Here is a 16,833-nt window from a genome sequence, read left to right as displayed (position 1 = left end):
TACTGGACAATCTCATGTCAGTAAGTTCTTTTAACCGACGCTGGGCGGCGGTGATCCTTGAAGCCCTGACCCGTCATGGTGTCAGGCATGTGTGTATTGCCCCGGGCTCTCGCTCCACGCCGCTCACCCTTGCTGCCGCGGAAAACCGGGCTTTTATTCACCACACCCATTTTGATGAGCGGGGTCTGGGCCATCTGGCGCTCGGGCTGGCGAAAGTCAGCAAAGCGCCCGTGGCGGTGATAGTCACCTCCGGCACGGCGGTGGCGAACCTCTATCCGGCGCTGATAGAAGCGGGATTAACCGGCGAAAAGCTGATTTTACTCACTGCCGACCGTCCCCCGGAACTTATTGACTGCGGTGCTAATCAGGCGATTCGTCAGCCTGGCATTTTTGCCTCGCATCCTTCACAGACGGTCTCGTTGCCGCGCCCCACCCAGGATATTCCCGCCAGCTGGCTGGTCTCAACCCTCGACCACGCCATGAACGCACTGCGCAGCGGCGGGCTGCACATTAACTGCCCGTTTGCCGAGCCGCTGTACGGTGAAATGAACGATACTGGCCTCGTCTGGCAACAGCAGCTGGGAGACTGGTGGGAGAGTGAAAAACCCTGGCTGCGCGAGCAGACGCATCTGGAAAGCGCAAAACAGCGCGACTGGTTCTTCTGGCGCCAGAAGCGCGGCGTGGTGATTGCCGGGCGGATGAGTGCGGCGGAAGGCAAGCTGGCGGCGGAGTGGGCACAAACGCTTGGCTGGCCGCTGATTGGTGACGTGCTTTCCCAGACGGGCCAGCCGCTGCCCTGTGCCGACCTCTGGCTGGGTAACGCGAAAGCGGTTACCGAGCTGGCGCAGGCGCAGATTGTCGTCCAGCTGGGATCGAGCCTGACGGGGAAGCGTCTGCTCCAGTGGCAGGCCACCTGTACCCCAGAAGAGTACTGGCTGGTGGACCCGCTCGAAGGACGCCTTGACCCGGCGCACCATCGTGGCCGCCGCCTGGTGAGCGATATTGACAGCTGGCTGGAATTGCATCCGGCGGAAAAACGCAAACCCTGGGCGGTGGAGATCCCGGCGCTGTCACGTCAGGCGTGGGAACTCACCAAAACGCAGTGCGAGGCGTTCAGTGAAGCCGGGCTTGCGCACCGTATCCGCAAATATCTTCCCGAGCAGGGACAACTTTTTGTCGGTAACAGCCTGGTGGTGCGCCTGATTGACGCCTTTTCGCAGCTGCCGGCGGGTTATCCGGTGTACAGCAACCGGGGCGCGAGCGGCATTGACGGCCTGATCTCCACAGCCGCTGGCGTACAGCGGGCCAGCGCGAAATCCACGCTGGCGATTGTGGGGGATCTCTCAGCCCTCTACGATCTCAACGCGCTGGCGCTCCTGCGTCAGGCGTCGGCCCCGTTCGTGCTGATTGTTGTGAACAATAACGGCGGGCAGATTTTCTCGTTGCTGCCGACGCCGCAAAGCGAGCGTGAGCGCTTCTATCTGATGCCGCAAAACGTGCAGTTCGAACACGCCGCCGCCATGTTCAGCCTGAAGTACCATCGCCCGGAAAACTGGGACGCGCTGGAGACGGCGCTGAACACCGCCTGGCGGCAGCCTGGCGCGACGCTGATTGAGCTGGTGGTAAACGATGCTGACGGCGCGCAGAAGCTGCAACATCTGCTTGCGCAGGTGAGTCACCTGTGATCCTCGCAGGCTTCTCCCAGCCAGGAAAACCAGGCTACCCCTGGCTGGTTTTCCTGCACGGTTTTTCCGGCGACTGTCGCGAGTGGCAGGCTGTCGGGGCGTCGCTGCATGACTACCCCCGGCTCTACCTTGACCTGCCCGGGCACGGTGGTTCAGCGGATACGGGCGTGACGGGGTTTGCAGAGGTAAGTGAATTGCTCTCGCATACCCTTGTTAGTTACAACATACTAATATACTGGCTCGTGGGGTACTCCCTCGGCGGCCGCATTGCGATGTTCCATGCCTGCCAGCATCCTGCGGGGTTAGACGGGGTGATTGTGGAAGGTGGACACCCGGGCCTGCAAGACGCCGATGCGCGCCAGGCCCGGCTGATCTCTGACCGCCGCTGGGCGTCACGGTTTCGCAGTGAGCCGCTGGAGGCCGTCTTTGCCGACTGGTATCAACAGCCGGTCTTTGCCTCACTTACGGATGATCAGCGCAGGGCGCTGATCGCGCTGCGCAGCCGGAACAACGGCCCGAGGCTGGCAGAGATGCTGGAGGCCACCTCGCTTGCCGTTCAGCCTGATTTACGTCCCGCGCTCATCGCGCGTGATTTTTCTTTTGACTATCTCTATGGCGAACGTGACGGGAAGTTTGCAGCTATCGCCGCTGAACTTAACGCCACGCGTCATGCTATCCCTCACGCCGGACACAACGCCCACCGGGACAACCCGGACGCGGTTGCCGCGAGTCTGGCTCAGATACTGCGTTATCGAACAAAGGACACGCTATGATCTATCCTGATGAACACATGCTTTACGCGCCGGTTGAATGGCAGGACTGCTCCGAAGGCTACACCGACATTCGTTACCACAAATCCGCCGATGGTATCGCCAAAATTACTATCAACCGTCCACAGGTGCGCAACGCATTTCGTCCGCTGACCGTAAAAGAGATGATCCAGGCGCTGGCGGATGCCCGCTACGACGACACTATCGGCGTCATCATCCTCACCGGGGAAGGGGAGAAAGCCTTCTGCTCCGGCGGCGATCAGAAAGTCCGCGGTGACTACGGCGGATACCAGGATGATGCGGGCACGCACCACCTGAACGTGCTGGATTTCCAGCGCCAGATCCGCACCTGTCCAAAACCGGTGGTCGCGATGGTGGCAGGGTATTCCATCGGCGGCGGTCACGTGCTGCACATGATGTGTGACCTGACGATCGCGGCGGAAAATGCCATTTTCGGTCAGACTGGCCCGAAAGTCGGCTCTTTCGACGGCGGCTGGGGCGCGTCCTATATGGCGCGCATTGTCGGTCAGAAAAAAGCCCGCGAAATCTGGTTCCTGTGCCGTCAGTACAACGCCCAGGAAGCGCTGGATATGGGGCTGGTTAACACCGTGGTGCCGATCGCCGATCTGGAAAAAGAGACCGTGCGCTGGTGTCGCGAAATGCTGCAAAACAGCCCAATGGCGCTGCGCTGCCTGAAAGCGGCCCTCAACGCCGACTGTGACGGTCAGGCGGGCCTTCAGGAGCTGGCAGGTAACGCCACCATGCTGTTCTATATGACCGAAGAGGGTCAGGAAGGGCGCAACGCGTTCAACGAAAAACGCCAGCCGGACTTCAGCAAATACAAACGGAACCCGTAATGCGTTGCGCGCAGGTTTACCGCTGGCAGATACCGATGGACGCGGGCGTGGTGCTGCGTGAACGGCGGTTAAAAACCCGTGACGGCTTTTTCGTGCATCTCCGGCAGGGCGAGCGGGAAGGGTGGGGCGAAATCGCCCCGCTTCCGGGCTTTAGCCTGGAAACGCCGGACGAGGCGCAGGCTGCGCTGATGGCCTGGACGTACGAATGGCGTGAGGGAGCAGTTCCGGCGCTGCCGGACGTTCCTTCCGCCGCGTTCGGCATCAGCTGTGCGCTGGCAGAGCTGGACGGCAGTTTACCGGACGCGGCGAACTATTGCGCCGCGCCGCTCTGTACCGGCGATCCGGATGAACTTTTCGCGCTCCTTTCCGCGATGCCTGGCGAGAAGGTGGCGAAAATAAAGGTTGGCCTGTACGAAGCAGTGCGCGACGGAATGGTGGTTAACCTGTTACTGGAAGCCATTCCCGATCTACACCTGCGCCTGGACGCCAACCGCGCCTGGACGCCGCTCAGGGCGCAACAGTTTGCGAAGTACGTCAACCCGGCGTACCGCAGCCGCATCGCGTTTCTCGAAGAGCCGTGCAAAACGCGCGACGACTCGCGCGCCTTTGCCCGGGAAACCGGCATTGCCATTGCCTGGGATGAGAGCCTGCGCGAAGCCGATTTCGCGTTTGCCGCCGAGCCGGGCGTCAGGGCCGTGGTGATTAAGCCAACGCTGACCGGCAGCCTCGACAAGGTGCGCGAGCAGGTTGCGGCGGCCCATGCCGCAGGGCTGACGGCGGTGATCAGTTCATCCATCGAATCCAGCCTCGGCCTGACGCAGCTGGCGCGCATCGCTGCATGGTTAACGCCGGACACCGTTCCCGGTCTCGATACGCTAAACCTGATGCAGGCCCAGCTGATTCGTCAGTGGCCTGGCAGCACCTTGCCGTGCCTCGACGTCGGGGCGCTGGAGCCACTGCGATGAGTTTTACCGACTGGCCGTGGCGGTACTGGCGCACCCGGCGTGCCGATAAATCCGCGCTGCGTTTAGACGATATAACGCTCAGCTGGTCTCAGCTGGGCGAGCGTATCGATCGTCTCGCAGCCGGTTTTCAGTCTCAGGGCGTTACGGACGGTGACGGCGTCATGCTGCTCGCCCACAACCACCCGCAGACCCTGCTGGCCTGGCTGGCGCTGCTTCAGTGCGGCGCCCGCATTTTGCCGGTGAACCCTCAGCTTCCCCGTCCGCTGCTGGACGTCCTCCTGCCGCAGATGACCCTGCGTTTTGCGCTGGTGCTTAACGGTGAGTATGACGGTCTGCCCGGGCTGGTATTAAGAGAGGGCGAGGGGCAGGGCGGCGTGACGTGGCGGGCAGAACGGCTGGCCTCAATGACGCTCACCTCTGGCTCCACCGGCTTGCCGAAAGCGGCGGTGCACACCTGTGCCGCCCACCTTGCCAGCGCAAAGGGCGTGCTGGCGCTGATGCCTTACGGCGGTAGCGATGACTGGCTGCTCTCTCTGCCGCTGTTTCACGTCTCCGGTCAGGGGATTTTGTGGCGCTGGTTGCAGGGCGGAGGCCGTCTCACCGTGCGTGAAAAACAGCCGCTGGAGCAGGCGCTACAGGGCTGTACCCACGCCTCGCTGGTGCCAACGCAGCTGTGGCGGCTGCTTAATTCACACCATCCCGTCGCGCTGAAAGCCGTGCTGCTCGGCGGGGCGGAAATCCCCGTTGCGCTGACCGAACAGGCGCGCGAGCAGGGGATCCGTACGTACTGCGGTTACGGTCTGACCGAGTTCGCCTCCACCGTCTGCGCCAAAGAGGCCGACGGCGCGCCGGACGTGGGCAGCGCGCTGCCGGGCAGAGACGTTCAGGTGGTGAACGGTGAAGTCTGGCTCCGGGCGGAAAGCATGGCGGCGGGCTACTGGCGAGACGGCGCATTATTGCCTCTGGTCAATGAGCAGGGCTGGTTCGCCACCCGCGATCGCGGCGAGTGGCATGACGGACGCCTGACCATTCTGGGCCGAATGGACAATCTCTTTTTCAGCGGCGGAGAAGGGATCCAGCCCGAAGCGCTGGAGCGCGTTATCGCCACGCATCCGCAGGTAAGCCAGGCGTTTGTCGTTCCGCTGGATGATGCCGAGTATGGGCAACGTCCGGTGGCGGTAGTGGAATGCGAGCCGGGCACGGATATCACGCTGCTGCCGGAGTGGGTTCAGGGCAGGCTGGCGCGCTTTGAGCAGCCGGTACACTGGCTGGCGCTGCCGTCAGAACTGAAAAATGGCGGGATTAAAATCTCCCGCCAGGCGTTAAAGCAGTGGGTCAATGCCCTGTTGAGGGGCTAATCAACCGATATCCGGCTGCGGTTTGTGCTGGCGTCGGCGGACCCAGCGCAGCACCGGCGGCACGACAATCACCATAATCGCCATTGCCAGCAGGATCTTCGTCACGCTGCTCTCCCACAGGATCCCCATGTTGCCATTGCTGATGGAGAGGGCGCGGCGCAGGTTCTGCTCCAGCATTTCCCCCAGCACAAACCCTAAAATCAGCGGCGACATCGGGAAGTGCATCTTGCGCAGAATGTAGCCCAGCACGCCGAGCAGCACCATCAACACCAGGTCGAAGGTGGTGCTGTGCACCGCGTACACCCCAACCGCAGAGACGGCGGCGATGGCCGGGACCAGGAACCACAGGGGAATGGTCAGCATGCGGGTGAACAGGCCGATCAGCGGGATGTTCATTACCAGCAACATCACGTTGGCGATCAGCAGGGCGGCAATTAAACCCCAGACGATATCGGGCTGCTCGGTAAACATCGCCGGACCCGGGGTGATGTTATAGAGCGTCAGCGCGCCCATCATTACCGCCGTGGTGCCGGAGCCCGGCACGCCGAGGGTCAGCATCGGGATAAACGAGCCGCAGGCCGAGGCGTTATTCGCCGCCTCCGGCGCCGCCACGCCGCGGATATCGCCTTTGCCGAAGCTGTCGCTGTTACCGCTCAGCTTTTTCTCGGTCATGTAGGTGATGGCGCTGGCGATAGTCGCCCCCGCGCCGGGCAGAATGCCGACGAAGAAACCGATCACCGACGAACGCAGGGTGGCGCCAATACACTGCGCCCCCTCTTTGGCATTAAAGAGCATACGTCCGGTTTTACGCACCAGCGTCTGCCCGCTGCTGGTATGCTCCAGCATCAGTAAGATTTCTGAGACAGAGAACAGACCAATCACCACGACGATAAACTGCACGCCGTCGGAGAGATGAACGCTGTCGAAGGTAAAACGATAAACCCCGGTGTTGGCATCCACGCCGACGGTGGCCAGACTGAGGCCAATCAACGCAGACAAAAACGACTTCAGCGGATTCTGCGCCATCATGCTGCCGAGACAGGCGATGGCGAACACCATCAGGGCAAAATACTCGGCCGGACCAAACGCCAGCGACCACTGGGCCAGCGCCGGGGCGAAGAGGATGATGCCGCCAATGGCGATCATGGAGCCAAAGAACGAGCTGACGGCAGAAATAGAGAGCGCCACGCCGCCGCGCCCCTGCTGCGCCATCGGGTAGCCATCCAGCGCGGTCATAATGGCGGCGGCATCGCCGGGCACGTTAAGCAGAATCGAGGAAATACGCCCCCCGTATTCGCAGCCGATATAGACCGTCGCCAGCAGGATCAGCGCCGATTCCGCAGGCAGGTGTAGCGCAAAGGCCAGCGGCAGTAAAATCGCCACGCCGTTGATAGGGCCAAGGCCCGGCAGCAGGCCGACGATGGTCCCGACGAAACAGCCGATCAGGGCGATCACCAGGTTTTCCGGGGTCATCGCTACCGCGAACCCCTGAGAGAGATAGATCCAGGTATCCATAGCGTGCTCCGTTAGTTAAACCATGCGCCGAGCGGCAGGGTCACGTCCAGCAGGCGGTCGAAGGCGTACCAGAGTAAAATGCCCAGTACGACCCCGGAGATCCCCGCCGCAGGCAGCGAGGCGTTAAACAGTATGCCAATCACCATCGTCAGCAGGGCGGTGGCAATCGGGAAGCCGAGCCACTCAAAGCCCCACGCATACATCAGCAGGACAATTACCATTACCAGCAGACGTTGCAGCGTACGGCGTGGCGGCCACTCCACGGTATCCGGATGGCGCAGCAGCAGCGCCACCGAGCAGAGCAGCATCAGGCCGACTATGCCGACGGGGAAGGGGCGTGGCCCCACGGGTTCATAGCTGTATTCGCTGTGGATCTGCCAGGCGACGAACATGCCGCCAATGCAGAGCAGCAGCCATATCCCGGCAAAAATGCGATCGCTCATAGCGCCTCCGGTTATTTCGCCAGACCAAAGGCTTTCGCCTGTTCGCGGTAGTCATTCACCTGTTTTTTGACATACTCGTCCAGCTGCTTGCCGTTCAGGTTGAACTCAAACAGCCCGCGCAGATCGCGCTGTTTTTTGAACTCCTCGGTTTGCTGAAGTTTTGCGAAGGTATCCACCCACCACTGGTACTCGGCGTCGGTCACTTTTGGCCCGACGAAGAAGCCGCGGATGATCGGCCAGACCAGGTTATAACCCTGCTCTTTAGCGGTTGGGACGTCTGCCAGCTGGCCCGGCAGACGGTTTTCCGAGAAGACCGCCAGCACGCGGATCTTATCCCCGCTCAGGTAGGGCACCATTTCGCTGAGATCGCCCGATACCGCCTGGACGTGATTGCCCATCAGCGCCGTCACCGGCTCGCCGCCGCCTTCAAAGGCCACGTAACGCATCTTGTGCGGATCCACTTTGGCCTGCTGCGCCAGCAGCGCGGCTTTCATCCAGTCCTGGCTGCCGATAGAGGCGCCCGCGCCAATGACCACGCTGTTCGGATCTTTTTCCATGGCGGTCAGCAGATCTTTCAGGGATTTCCATGGGGAGTCCGCGCGCACGGCGATCATGCCGTAATCGGTGCCTACGGTGGCGAGCCAGCGCACGTCATTCACGTCATAACGACCAAATTTCCCCTGCGACAGGTTCAGCAACGAACCGCCGGAGAAGGCCACCACGGTGCCCGCTTCGGCAGGGCGCTGCGCGACGATGGCGTTATAGGCTACCGCGCCCACGCCGCCGGGCATGTAGGTGACGCGCATCGGTTTTTCAATGGCCTTCGTCTCCAGCAGGCTGACCTGAATCAGCTTGCAGGTCAGGTCGAAGCCGCCGCCGGGTTTGGCCGGGGCGATACATTCGGTACGGGATGGCGCGTCCTGCGCCTGGACGACAGAGGCACTCAACAGCAATACGCTTGCAGCAAGGGTAGAAAGTAATTGTTTTTTCATCGTTTATCCTCACGCCGGAGAACCGGGAGTACGGGTACGGGTGTATTTTTTCTGATTATGTGAACCACCTTGTAGCGGTTCCGTTGCGTGATTGTTAAAACAATAACCTTTCATTTCCCTTTCACTGCGACACCAACTTTACAGGATGTGATATGCGTCTCTTACTCGCGGAAGATAATCGTGAGCTGGCTCACTGGCTGGAAAAAGCGCTGGTACAAAACGGATTTGCCGTGGATTGCGTCAACGATGGACGGGCGGCCGATCATCTTTTGCAGGGAGAAAACTATGCCGTCGCGATCCTTGATATCGGCATGCCCGGCTTCGACGGGCTGGAGGTGGTGCATCGCCTGAGAAAGCGCGGGCAGACGCTGCCGGTGCTGTTTCTTACCGCCCGCAGCAACGTGGCAGACAGGGTGAAGGGGCTGAATGCCGGGGCGGATGACTACCTGCCGAAACCGTTCGAGCTGGAGGAGCTTGATGCCCGCCTGCGCGCGCTGCTGCGCCGCAGCGAAGGACGAACCCAGGAGCGCCAGCGGCTGGGAGAGCTGGAGTACGATGATGAAGGCTTTTTTCTGCTGCGCGATGAACCCCTTTCCCTCACGCCGCGCGAACTCTCTTTGCTGAAGGTGCTGATGCACCGCCGGACCCGTCCCGTCTCCCGGCAACAGCTTTTCGACCAGGTATTCAGCCTGAACGACGACGTCAGCCCCGAGAGCATCGATCTCTATATTCACCGCCTGCGTAAGAAGCTGACCGGCAGCGGGGTGCGGATCATTACCCTCCGGGGGCTGGGCTACGTGCTGGAGTGCGGCGATGAGGTGGGTTAAGCCGCAGTCGCTTTACCTGCAACTTTTGCTTTTTCTGGGTTTGCCGCTGCTGCTGTTATGGGGGCTGTCAGCCTTTAACAGCTACGTTAGCGCGTTACAGGCGGCGACGCAGGCCTATGACCGCACGCTGTTATCCTCGGCGCGCACGGTGTCAGAGCGGCTGGTGGTGCACAACGGCAAGCTCCAGGTGAACGTGCCCTGGGTCGTGCTGGACAGTTTCGAGCTGAACATGAACGATCGCCTCTATTACAAGGTCGTGGACCCCGACGGGCGGGTGATCTCCGGCTACGACGATCTGCCGAATATGCCTCCCTCCACGTCGCGCACTACACACTATCCGGCGCTGGCGTGGTTTTATCATACCGAGTATCGCGGGCAGGCGATCCGCGTGGCGAAGCTGCTCCAGCCGGTTAACGAGGACAGTGTGTTCGGGATGGCGGAGATCTACGTCGCCGAAACGTTGCAGTCGCGGCGCTATCTGGCCACTCAGCTGCTGTTTTCCTCGCTCGTGTCGCAGGGGCTGCTGGTGCTGCTGACGCTGGTCCTGACCGCGTGGCTGCTGCGTCGCGTGCTGCGCCCGATGCGGCAGCTCTCGTCCCTGATGGTGCGCCGTGAGCCGGGGCTGCTGGCTCCGCTGCCGGAGTTATTGCCCTGGTCGGAAACGCGGCTGCTGATTGTGGCATTTAACCGCTATATCGACAGGTTACGTGGCGTGCTTTCGCGGCAGGCGCGCTTTAACGCTGACGCCTCACACCAGCTCAAAACGCCGCTGGCGGTGCTGAAAACCCAGGTATCGGTTGCCCTGACGCGTAACGATCCGGCGCTGTGGCAGGAGAGCTTACGGGCGATGAACGTCACGCTGGATAACACCATCGTGCTGACGGAAAGGCTGTTGCAGCTTTCGGCGGTGAAGCGAAAAGAGCAGGGGGAGCGACAGTTTGCGCCTGTCGATCTGGTACAGGTGGTGCAAAACTGCTGCTTTTCCCGGCTGGCGCAGGCGCGCAGCAAGGGTATCGATCTCGGTTATGACGGCGTACAGCAGCCGGTAATGATTGAGGGGGATGACGTGTTGCTGGGCGAACTTTGCGCCAACCTGCTGGAGAACGCGATCAAATACACACCGGAGCAGGGCGTCGTGACGGTGTACCTGCGCACGGCTAACGATGCCGTTGAGCTGAGCGTGGAGGACAGCGGACCGGGCATTGCTGAAGACCAGATCTCCCAGGCCATGCTGCCGTTTCATCGGCTGGATAACGTGGGCGATGCCGCCGGGTCCGGCATTGGCCTGGCGCTGGCTAACGATATTGCCCGCCTGCACCGCAGCCATCTTCAGCTGATGCCCAGTGAAAATCTGGGTGGGCTGAGCGTGAAAATGCGCTTTCTGATGCAGGTATAAATGCCGATATTATCAAATCGTTACAAACTAATTGCCCGCCGCACGCGGAGTCCATTGATCACACAGGCAGTCAGGTTAAAATCTCGCGGTTTTTGGACATCTCTGAATAAATTGTGCGGGATCACGATAATGAAAAAAGTGGCATTAATGGGCTTAAGCGGCCTGATGTTTGTTTCAGCAGCGGCAAACGCAATTTCCTTCAACGGCTCGGCGGGACAAGATTATACCCATCTGGGCTTTGGTCTTGGCACGGATAGCGCAGGCCTGGCAATGACCGGCGGCTGGACGCACAACGACGACGATGGGGATGCGGCAAGCCTGGGCCTCGGCTTCAACGTGCCGTTGGGTCCCTTCCTGGCGACCGTCGGCGGTAAAGGCATTTACACCAACCCGAACGACGGCGACGAAGGCTACGCGGCGGCAGTGGGCGGCGGCTTGCAGTGGAAAATTGGCGACAGCTTTGGCCTGTTCGGTGAGTACTACTACTCCCCGGATTCCCTCTCCAGCGGTATCGACAGCTATCAGGAAGCTAATGCCGGCGCGCGCTGGACCATCATGCGTCCGATCACCATCGAAGCGGGCTATCGCTATCTGAACCTGGCCGGTAAAGACGGCAACCGCGACAACGCCCTGGCAGACGGTCCGTACGTCGGCGTGAGCGCCGGTTTCTAATCCTCTCGGCGCGGCGTTCAGTCGCGCCAGTTTCTCTCTTCCCCCGGTCTTCGATTGCGCTATAGTGTTTTGACCATTGAAATGGGAGAACACAATGATAAACGTGGAAATGTTATCCACTGGCGACGAAGTGCTGCATGGGCAAATCATTGATACCAATGCCGCCTGGCTCGCCGATCTCTTCTTTGAGCAAGGATTACCGTTAACGCGCCGCAACACCGTAGGTGACAATCTTGAGTCGCTGGTCAACGTTCTGCGCGAGCGCAGCGAACGCTGCGACGTGCTGATTGTGAACGGCGGGCTGGGACCCACCAGCGACGATCTCAGCGCGCTGGCCGCCGCCACGGCCAAAGGCGAAGGCCTGGTTCTGCACGAGGCGTGGCTGGCACAGATGGAGCGCTTTTTCTCCGGGCGTGGCCGCGTGATGGCCCCCAGCAACCGCAAGCAGGCTGAAATTCCCGCCAGCGCGGAACTGATTGATAACCCGGTCGGCACCGCCTGCGGGTTTGCCGTTCAGCTGAACCGCTGCCTGATGTTCTTCACCCCGGGCGTCCCGTCGGAATTTAAAGTGATGGTCGAGCAGCAGATCCTGCCGCGCCTGCGCGCGCGCTTTACGCTGCCTGAACCGCCGCTGTGCCTGCGTCTGACCACCTTTGGTCGCTCGGAAAGCGATCTGGCCCAGAGCCTCGATCACCTGCAACTGCCTCCCGGCGTGTCGATGGGCTATCGCTCCTCCATGCCGATTATTGAACTGAAGCTGACCGGACCGGCGTCAGAGAAAGCCGCCATGCTGGCGCTGTGGCCGGAAGTGCAGCGCGTCGCCGGGGAAAGCCTGATTTTCGAAGGAACGGAAGGGCTGCCGGCGCAGATCGCAGGGCATTTGCAGTCCCGCCAGCTGAGCGTGACGTTAAGCGAGCAGTTTACCGGTGGGCTTCTGGCGCTTCAGCTTACCCGGGCGGGTGCGCCGCTGCTGGCCAGTGAAGTGGTGCCGTTCCAGCAGGAGACGCTGGCGCAGACCGCGCGCTGGGCGTCCGAGCGCAGAGTGAAGCATTTCGCCGGGCTGGCGCTGTTTGTGGGCGGGCTGGATGAGGAGCATCTCAACTTTGCCCTTGCAACGCCGGAAGGGACGCACGCCCTGCGGGTCAGGATGAGCATTACCCGCCACAGCCTGGCCGTGCGTCAGGAGGTGTGCGCGATGATGGCACTGAACATGCTGCGCCGCTGGCTGAACGGGAAAGAGGTCGCCAGCGAGCACGGCTGGATCAACGTCGTCGAATCGCTGTTCGTGGAGTGAGAGTGTGCCGGGGCCGTGTCCCCGGCAACGGTTACGCCAGCGCTTTTGCCAGCAAGGTAATGGGATGTTCACAGCGTTTGCTGGTGGACATCTCGATCTGCCACTTGCAGGTTTCGCAGTCCGTCACCACGATATCTGCGCCGCTCTCTTCAATCTGCCGGAACAGCGGCGCGCCAATGGCCTGTGACGTTGGGTAGTTTTCACGCTTGAAGCCGTACGTGCCTGCGATGCCGCAGCAGCGTGAGTCCAGCACCGTCAGCTCCAGCCCGGGGATCAGCCGCAGCAGCTCAAGCGTATAGATCGACCAGCCCATCTTCTCCATATGACATGGCGTGTGATACACCACCTTCAGCGGCAATTTGCCCAGCGGTAACGTCTGCCCGCTGTCCAGTTTGCGCCAGAGAAAACGGGTCGCCAGCTCAATGTGCTCGCGCAGGCCGGTGTTATCCACCTCCAGCAGATGCGGATATTCATCGCGCAGCGTGAAGGTACAGGTTGACGACGTCGCCAGTACCGGTATCCCTTTGTCGACTATCGCCTCACGTAAAGAGGTGACGTTGCTGCTCGCCTGCTTGCGCGCTTTGTCGATGAAGCCGTTGGCAATCAGCGGAACGCCGCAGCACTTTTCTTTGCTCAGCAGCTGAACGCCCGTTCCCATGGCGTTCAGGACTTTCAGCAGGTCTTTCCCCAGCTGCGGATGGTTGTAGTTCACGTAGCAGCCGTGGAAGAAGGCAACCTGCTCAGAGAACTGCGCCTGTTCTGCCGCCACGGATTTAAACCAGCGGCGGAAGGTGCCGTGAGAATATTTCGGCAGACTGCGGTGATGGTCGATTTTGAGCGTCGCATCCAGCAGCCTGCGCACCGGCTTCAGGGCGGTGGCGGCATTGACGACCGGCGCGAAAGGCGTCGAGAGGCTACCCATCAGATCGGTGTGGCTCAGTATCGCGTCACGCAGCGTCGGTTTTTGCGTACTGTAGCGGGCGCGGGCGCGCTGGATGATATCGCCTATTTTCACGTCCGACGGGCAGGCAACTTCGCAGCGTTTGCAGTTGATGCAGTATTTCAGCGCCTCGTCGTAGAGCGCGCCATCCTTCAGGCGCAGACGCTCCCCGTCGGGACCGGCCTGTTTCGGGCCGGGATAGCGCGGATCGACGCCGCTGACCGGGCAAACCGTGGTGCAGACCGTGCATTTGATACAGCTTTCAAATCGGGTGTCGTTCATTGTGCTCCCTCCCTGCGCTGGAGAATCTGCTCCGCGACATGCAGCGCAGTGACGGCGCAGACGCCGCCACCGCAGCCCTGCGCCACGGGATCGTACCCGCCCAGAACCGAGCCGATGGCGTAAAGATTTTCAACCGGTTCCCCGCCCAGCCGCGGGCGCAGTTGGCTGTCGACGATCACGCCGAACTGCTGCCAGGGCTGCGGGGTGAAGAAATCGCTTTGATACCAGTCCGCGCGGGAAGCGCTTTGCCGGACGTCCAGACCGAGGATCGCCTCACGCACGCCATCCCGGCTGCTCAGCAGACCGTTACTGAAGAAACTGCCGCTTGCCAGCACCGTAAAGCGTGCGCGAAGCGGGATGTCGCCGTGGTTGCGGGTCCAGATTTCGCTTACCGCGCCCTCAGCCAGGGTGATTTTTTTCACCTCGTCGCCTGCCATCCAGACGCCACCCTGGGCAACAAACTGACGCTGAAGCTGGGTGTGCAGACGAATGCCGGGCACGGAAGGGGGGAGCGTCGGCAGTAAACCGAGCGTACAGGGCAGGCGCGCCGAGAGCCAGCGCCAGAGCCGGTTGTCCGTTAAGCCAAAACAGGCGGGCATAAACAGGGCGTCGCAGGTCTCGCCGAGCGGTTGAAGCGCCGCGTACAGCTGCGGCCAGTAACTTTCATTATCCAACAGGCGGGCAATGTTCACCGCACGAAACTCGCTGGGGTTTTCGCGCAGCACGTCGAGTTCGGGGAGATCAATCTCCGCCGTATCCACCTGAACACCCTGCTGTCTGAGAGACGCGGCGGCCAGATGCGGCTGGAAATCGAGGAAGCCGCTGATCCCCACCACCCGCACGCGCTCGGCAGCGATGGGGGCGACAGGCACCTCTTCCGGGCTAAGCCAGGCGGCGCGCAGGGTGCCGAGCGGCGTGACGCGCTGATGATTTTGCTCGGCGTCACCCTGCATGCGTGCGCCGCAGGTGGTGAGCAGGTGTTCGGTTTCGCAGGCAAAGCGGGCCATATTCTCTGCGCCCGTCAGGCGGTAGGGATGTTCAGGCGGCAGATCGGCGAAAGATAGCGCGCCCAGTAAATCCAGCGAGCCGGAAGAGAAGTGCAGGGCACTCTGACCGCGAGTGACAATGGCGCAGCGCAGACCCCGCTGCGTCAGTTTGAGGCCGCACAGCAGGCCCGCCAGTCCCCCACCCACAATCACGGTATCAAATTTCATGGTTGTGCTCCTTCTCCAGACCGCAAAGCCCCTGATAGACCCAGCGGGTAAACTCGCTTTCGCGCAGGGCATCGCCCCAGGCGACGGGCTGAATGCCTTTCCAGCGCTCGTTTAAAAAATCGCTGAGCTGGGCAAGCGACTGGGTTGACGTGGTGGCGTGAAAACGTTGCAGCAGCCCGGCGGCACGGCAGGCGCACAGCTCCCCCTGACAGGTGCCCATCCCGACGCGCGTGCGGCGGCGTAAATCGAGCAGGTTGTTCACCGTCAGATTTTCCACGGCATACTGCACCTCGCCTGCGGTCACGGCTTCGCATTCGCACACCAGGCTGCGGCTGAGTCGCCCTTCACCGAGCCAGGTTGGGGTGCGGTCGCCGTGGCGGTAAATCGCTGAACCGCGAAGCGGGGCAGGGAGTGAAATGATTTTGTGCAGCGTTTTTTCTGTCGATTGTTGCGAGCCGGGCAGAGCCTGTTCCGCCGTCACGCACGGTGCGGTGTTGCCGAGCTTACGGCAGATGGCATCGGTGGCCCACTGGGCCATCAGCCGATAGGTCATCAGCTTGCCGCCAGTAATGGTGATAAACCCGTCCATGCCGTCGCGTTCGGCGTGATCGAGCAGCACGATGCCGCGGCTGACGTTACGCCCGCTCGGATCGTTATCGCTGGCGACAAGGGGACGCACGCCCGCGTAGGCACGCAGAATACGCGTCTGCGCCATCACCGGGGCCAGCTTTTCCCCTTCGCGCAGCAGGATATCCACCTCTTCAGCGGTGACGCGGTTGTAATCAATTTCGCTGTAGTCCACATGCATTGAGGTCGTGCCGATTAACGAAATGGTGTCCCCCGGCACGAAGATATCGGCGTCAGACGGTTTACGGCAGCGGTTGATGACATGGTTATTGATGCGGTGGTCGAGGATCAGCAGCGAGCCTTTCGCCGGGAACATGCGCACCGACAGGTCCGCGTATTCCGCGATGCGCTGGCCCCAGATCCCCGCCGCGTTGACCACGACGGCGGCATACAGCTCGCGGTGTTCGTTGTACTGCGCATCAAACACGCGCACCCCGCGCACGGTATTACCTTCACGAATAAGCCCGGTGACGTGATGCCCGGTCAGGATCTGGGCGCCATGTTCCCGCGCGTCGAGCATATTGGCGGCGGTCAGGCGGAAAGGATCAACGGTTCCGTCCGGTACTTTTACCGCGCCCAGTAACGCCGGGTTTACCGAGGGTTCAAGACGGCGCGCCTGCGCAGGATCGATCGCCTCGGCCTGAATTCCTGCCGCCGTGCAGGCGGTGATAAAGGTTTGCTGAAAGCCGAGATCATCTTCGGGAAGGGTGATAAAAAGACCGTTGGTCGGTTCAACGCAGTGGCGGGCGATGCGCCTGAGGATCTGGTTTTCAGCGATACACTCGCGTGCTGACTCAGCGTCAGTGACCGCATAGCGGGCGCCGCTGTGCAACAGACCGTGATTACGTCCCGTCGCGCCGGTGGCGATATCGTGGCGTTCCAGAAGCGTGACGCTCAATCCCCGCAGGGCGCAGTCGCGTGCGATGCCGGCACCCGTCGCGCCACCGCCAATGATAATCACATCGCTGAAGCGTGGATCGTGAATTGTCATTGCCT

Annotated in this window: 15 protein-coding genes; 9 read left to right on the top strand and 6 right to left on the bottom strand. The window is 61.4% G+C overall.

Annotation, left to right across the window (positions count from 1 at the left end):
* The first annotated feature begins 14 nt into the window (after positions 1–14).
* From menD to menE, 5 genes are read left to right on the top strand one after another with little or no spacing between them, the layout of a single operon-like run.
* On the top strand, positions 15–1,685 hold the full coding sequence (gene menD, locus ACQG0T_RS15485; protein WP_015572277.1) for a 2-succinyl-5-enolpyruvyl-6-hydroxy-3-cyclohexene-1-carboxylic-acid synthase: 1,671 nt from the start codon (positions 15–17) through the stop codon (positions 1,683–1,685).
* Positions 1,682–2,458, top strand: coding sequence for a 2-succinyl-6-hydroxy-2,4-cyclohexadiene-1-carboxylate synthase (gene menH, locus ACQG0T_RS15480; protein ID WP_426723821.1), 777 nt, complete (start codon positions 1,682–1,684; stop codon positions 2,456–2,458). Before menD ends, menH begins: the two co-directional genes overlap by 4 nt.
* Positions 2,455–3,312 (top strand): 1,4-dihydroxy-2-naphthoyl-CoA synthase, encoded by an 858-nt coding sequence (menB, locus tag ACQG0T_RS15475; RefSeq protein ID WP_003859452.1) that lies wholly within the window; start codon positions 2,455–2,457, stop codon positions 3,310–3,312. The genes menH and menB overlap by 4 nt, the downstream gene beginning before the upstream one ends.
* Complete coding sequence (menC, locus tag ACQG0T_RS15470; protein WP_032102727.1) at positions 3,312–4,277, top strand: o-succinylbenzoate synthase; 966 nt, start codon at positions 3,312–3,314, stop codon at positions 4,275–4,277. The genes menB and menC overlap by 1 nt, the downstream gene beginning before the upstream one ends.
* Positions 4,274–5,635 carry an o-succinylbenzoate--CoA ligase gene (menE, locus tag ACQG0T_RS15465; RefSeq protein WP_271040370.1) on the top strand — a complete coding sequence of 454 codons (1,362 nt, stop codon included), beginning with the start codon at positions 4,274–4,276 and terminating at the stop codon, positions 5,633–5,635. Before menC ends, menE begins: the two co-directional genes overlap by 4 nt.
* On the opposite strand, the gene ACQG0T_RS15460 is transcribed toward menE, so the two are convergent.
* From ACQG0T_RS15460 to ACQG0T_RS15450, 3 genes are read right to left on the bottom strand one after another with little or no spacing between them, the layout of a single operon-like run.
* The gene (locus ACQG0T_RS15460; RefSeq protein WP_006811365.1) at positions 5,636–7,150 is read right to left on the bottom strand and encodes a tripartite tricarboxylate transporter permease; all 1,515 of its coding nucleotides are present in this window, start codon (positions 7,148–7,150) and stop codon (positions 5,636–5,638) included. It abuts the gene before it with no gap.
* 11 nt (positions 7,151–7,161) lie between these two features.
* Positions 7,162–7,593, bottom strand: coding sequence for a tripartite tricarboxylate transporter TctB family protein (locus ACQG0T_RS15455; protein ID WP_003859443.1), 432 nt, complete (start codon positions 7,591–7,593; stop codon positions 7,162–7,164).
* 11 nt (positions 7,594–7,604) lie between these two features.
* Positions 7,605–8,585: a Bug family tripartite tricarboxylate transporter substrate binding protein gene (locus ACQG0T_RS15450; protein WP_006811363.1), complete on the bottom strand. Its 981-nt coding sequence runs from the start codon at positions 8,583–8,585 to the stop codon at positions 7,605–7,607.
* Between the two features lie 152 nt (positions 8,586–8,737).
* Here ACQG0T_RS15450 and tctD point away from each other — a divergent pair, with 152 nt between their 5' ends.
* From tctD to ACQG0T_RS15430, 4 genes are all read left to right on the top strand, one after another.
* Positions 8,738–9,412 (top strand): transcriptional regulator TctD, encoded by a 675-nt coding sequence (gene tctD / locus ACQG0T_RS15445; protein ID WP_006811361.1) that lies wholly within the window; start codon positions 8,738–8,740, stop codon positions 9,410–9,412.
* A complete protein-coding gene (locus tag ACQG0T_RS15440; protein ID WP_047734993.1) occupies positions 9,399–10,808 on the top strand; it encodes a sensor histidine kinase in 1,410 nt (469 codons plus the stop codon). Before tctD ends, ACQG0T_RS15440 begins: the two co-directional genes overlap by 14 nt.
* 129 nt (positions 10,809–10,937) lie before the next feature.
* The gene (locus ACQG0T_RS15435) at positions 10,938–11,480 is read left to right on the top strand and encodes a YfaZ family outer membrane protein (protein ID WP_003859436.1); all 543 of its coding nucleotides are present in this window, start codon (positions 10,938–10,940) and stop codon (positions 11,478–11,480) included.
* A 94-nt stretch (positions 11,481–11,574) separates the two neighbouring features.
* Positions 11,575–12,774, top strand: a complete 1,200-nt coding sequence (locus ACQG0T_RS15430; protein WP_017383418.1) for a nicotinamide mononucleotide deamidase-related protein YfaY — start codon at positions 11,575–11,577, stop codon at positions 12,772–12,774.
* Between the two features lie 31 nt (positions 12,775–12,805).
* On the opposite strand, the gene glpC is transcribed toward ACQG0T_RS15430, so the two are convergent.
* From glpC to glpA, 3 genes are read right to left on the bottom strand one after another with little or no spacing between them, the layout of a single operon-like run.
* Entirely contained in the window at positions 12,806–13,996 is a 1,191-nt protein-coding gene (gene glpC, locus ACQG0T_RS15425; protein ID WP_045141706.1) for an anaerobic glycerol-3-phosphate dehydrogenase subunit GlpC, read from the bottom strand.
* Complete coding sequence (gene glpB, locus ACQG0T_RS15420; protein ID WP_023295076.1) at positions 13,993–15,210, bottom strand: glycerol-3-phosphate dehydrogenase subunit GlpB; 1,218 nt, start codon at positions 15,208–15,210, stop codon at positions 13,993–13,995. The genes glpC and glpB overlap by 4 nt, the downstream gene beginning before the upstream one ends.
* The gene (gene glpA / locus ACQG0T_RS15415; protein ID WP_271040369.1) at positions 15,200–16,828 is read right to left on the bottom strand and encodes an anaerobic glycerol-3-phosphate dehydrogenase subunit A; all 1,629 of its coding nucleotides are present in this window, start codon (positions 16,826–16,828) and stop codon (positions 15,200–15,202) included. The genes glpB and glpA overlap by 11 nt, the downstream gene beginning before the upstream one ends.
* Positions 16,829–16,833 lie beyond the last annotated feature (5 nt).

This window comes from Enterobacter cloacae complex sp. 302F9, assembly GCF_050030335.1.
Classification (GTDB): Bacteria; Pseudomonadota; Gammaproteobacteria; order Enterobacterales; family Enterobacteriaceae; genus Enterobacter; species Enterobacter hormaechei_C.
Note: the sequence above shows the minus strand (reverse complement) of the source record. Positions and strands in the feature narration are given on the sequence as shown.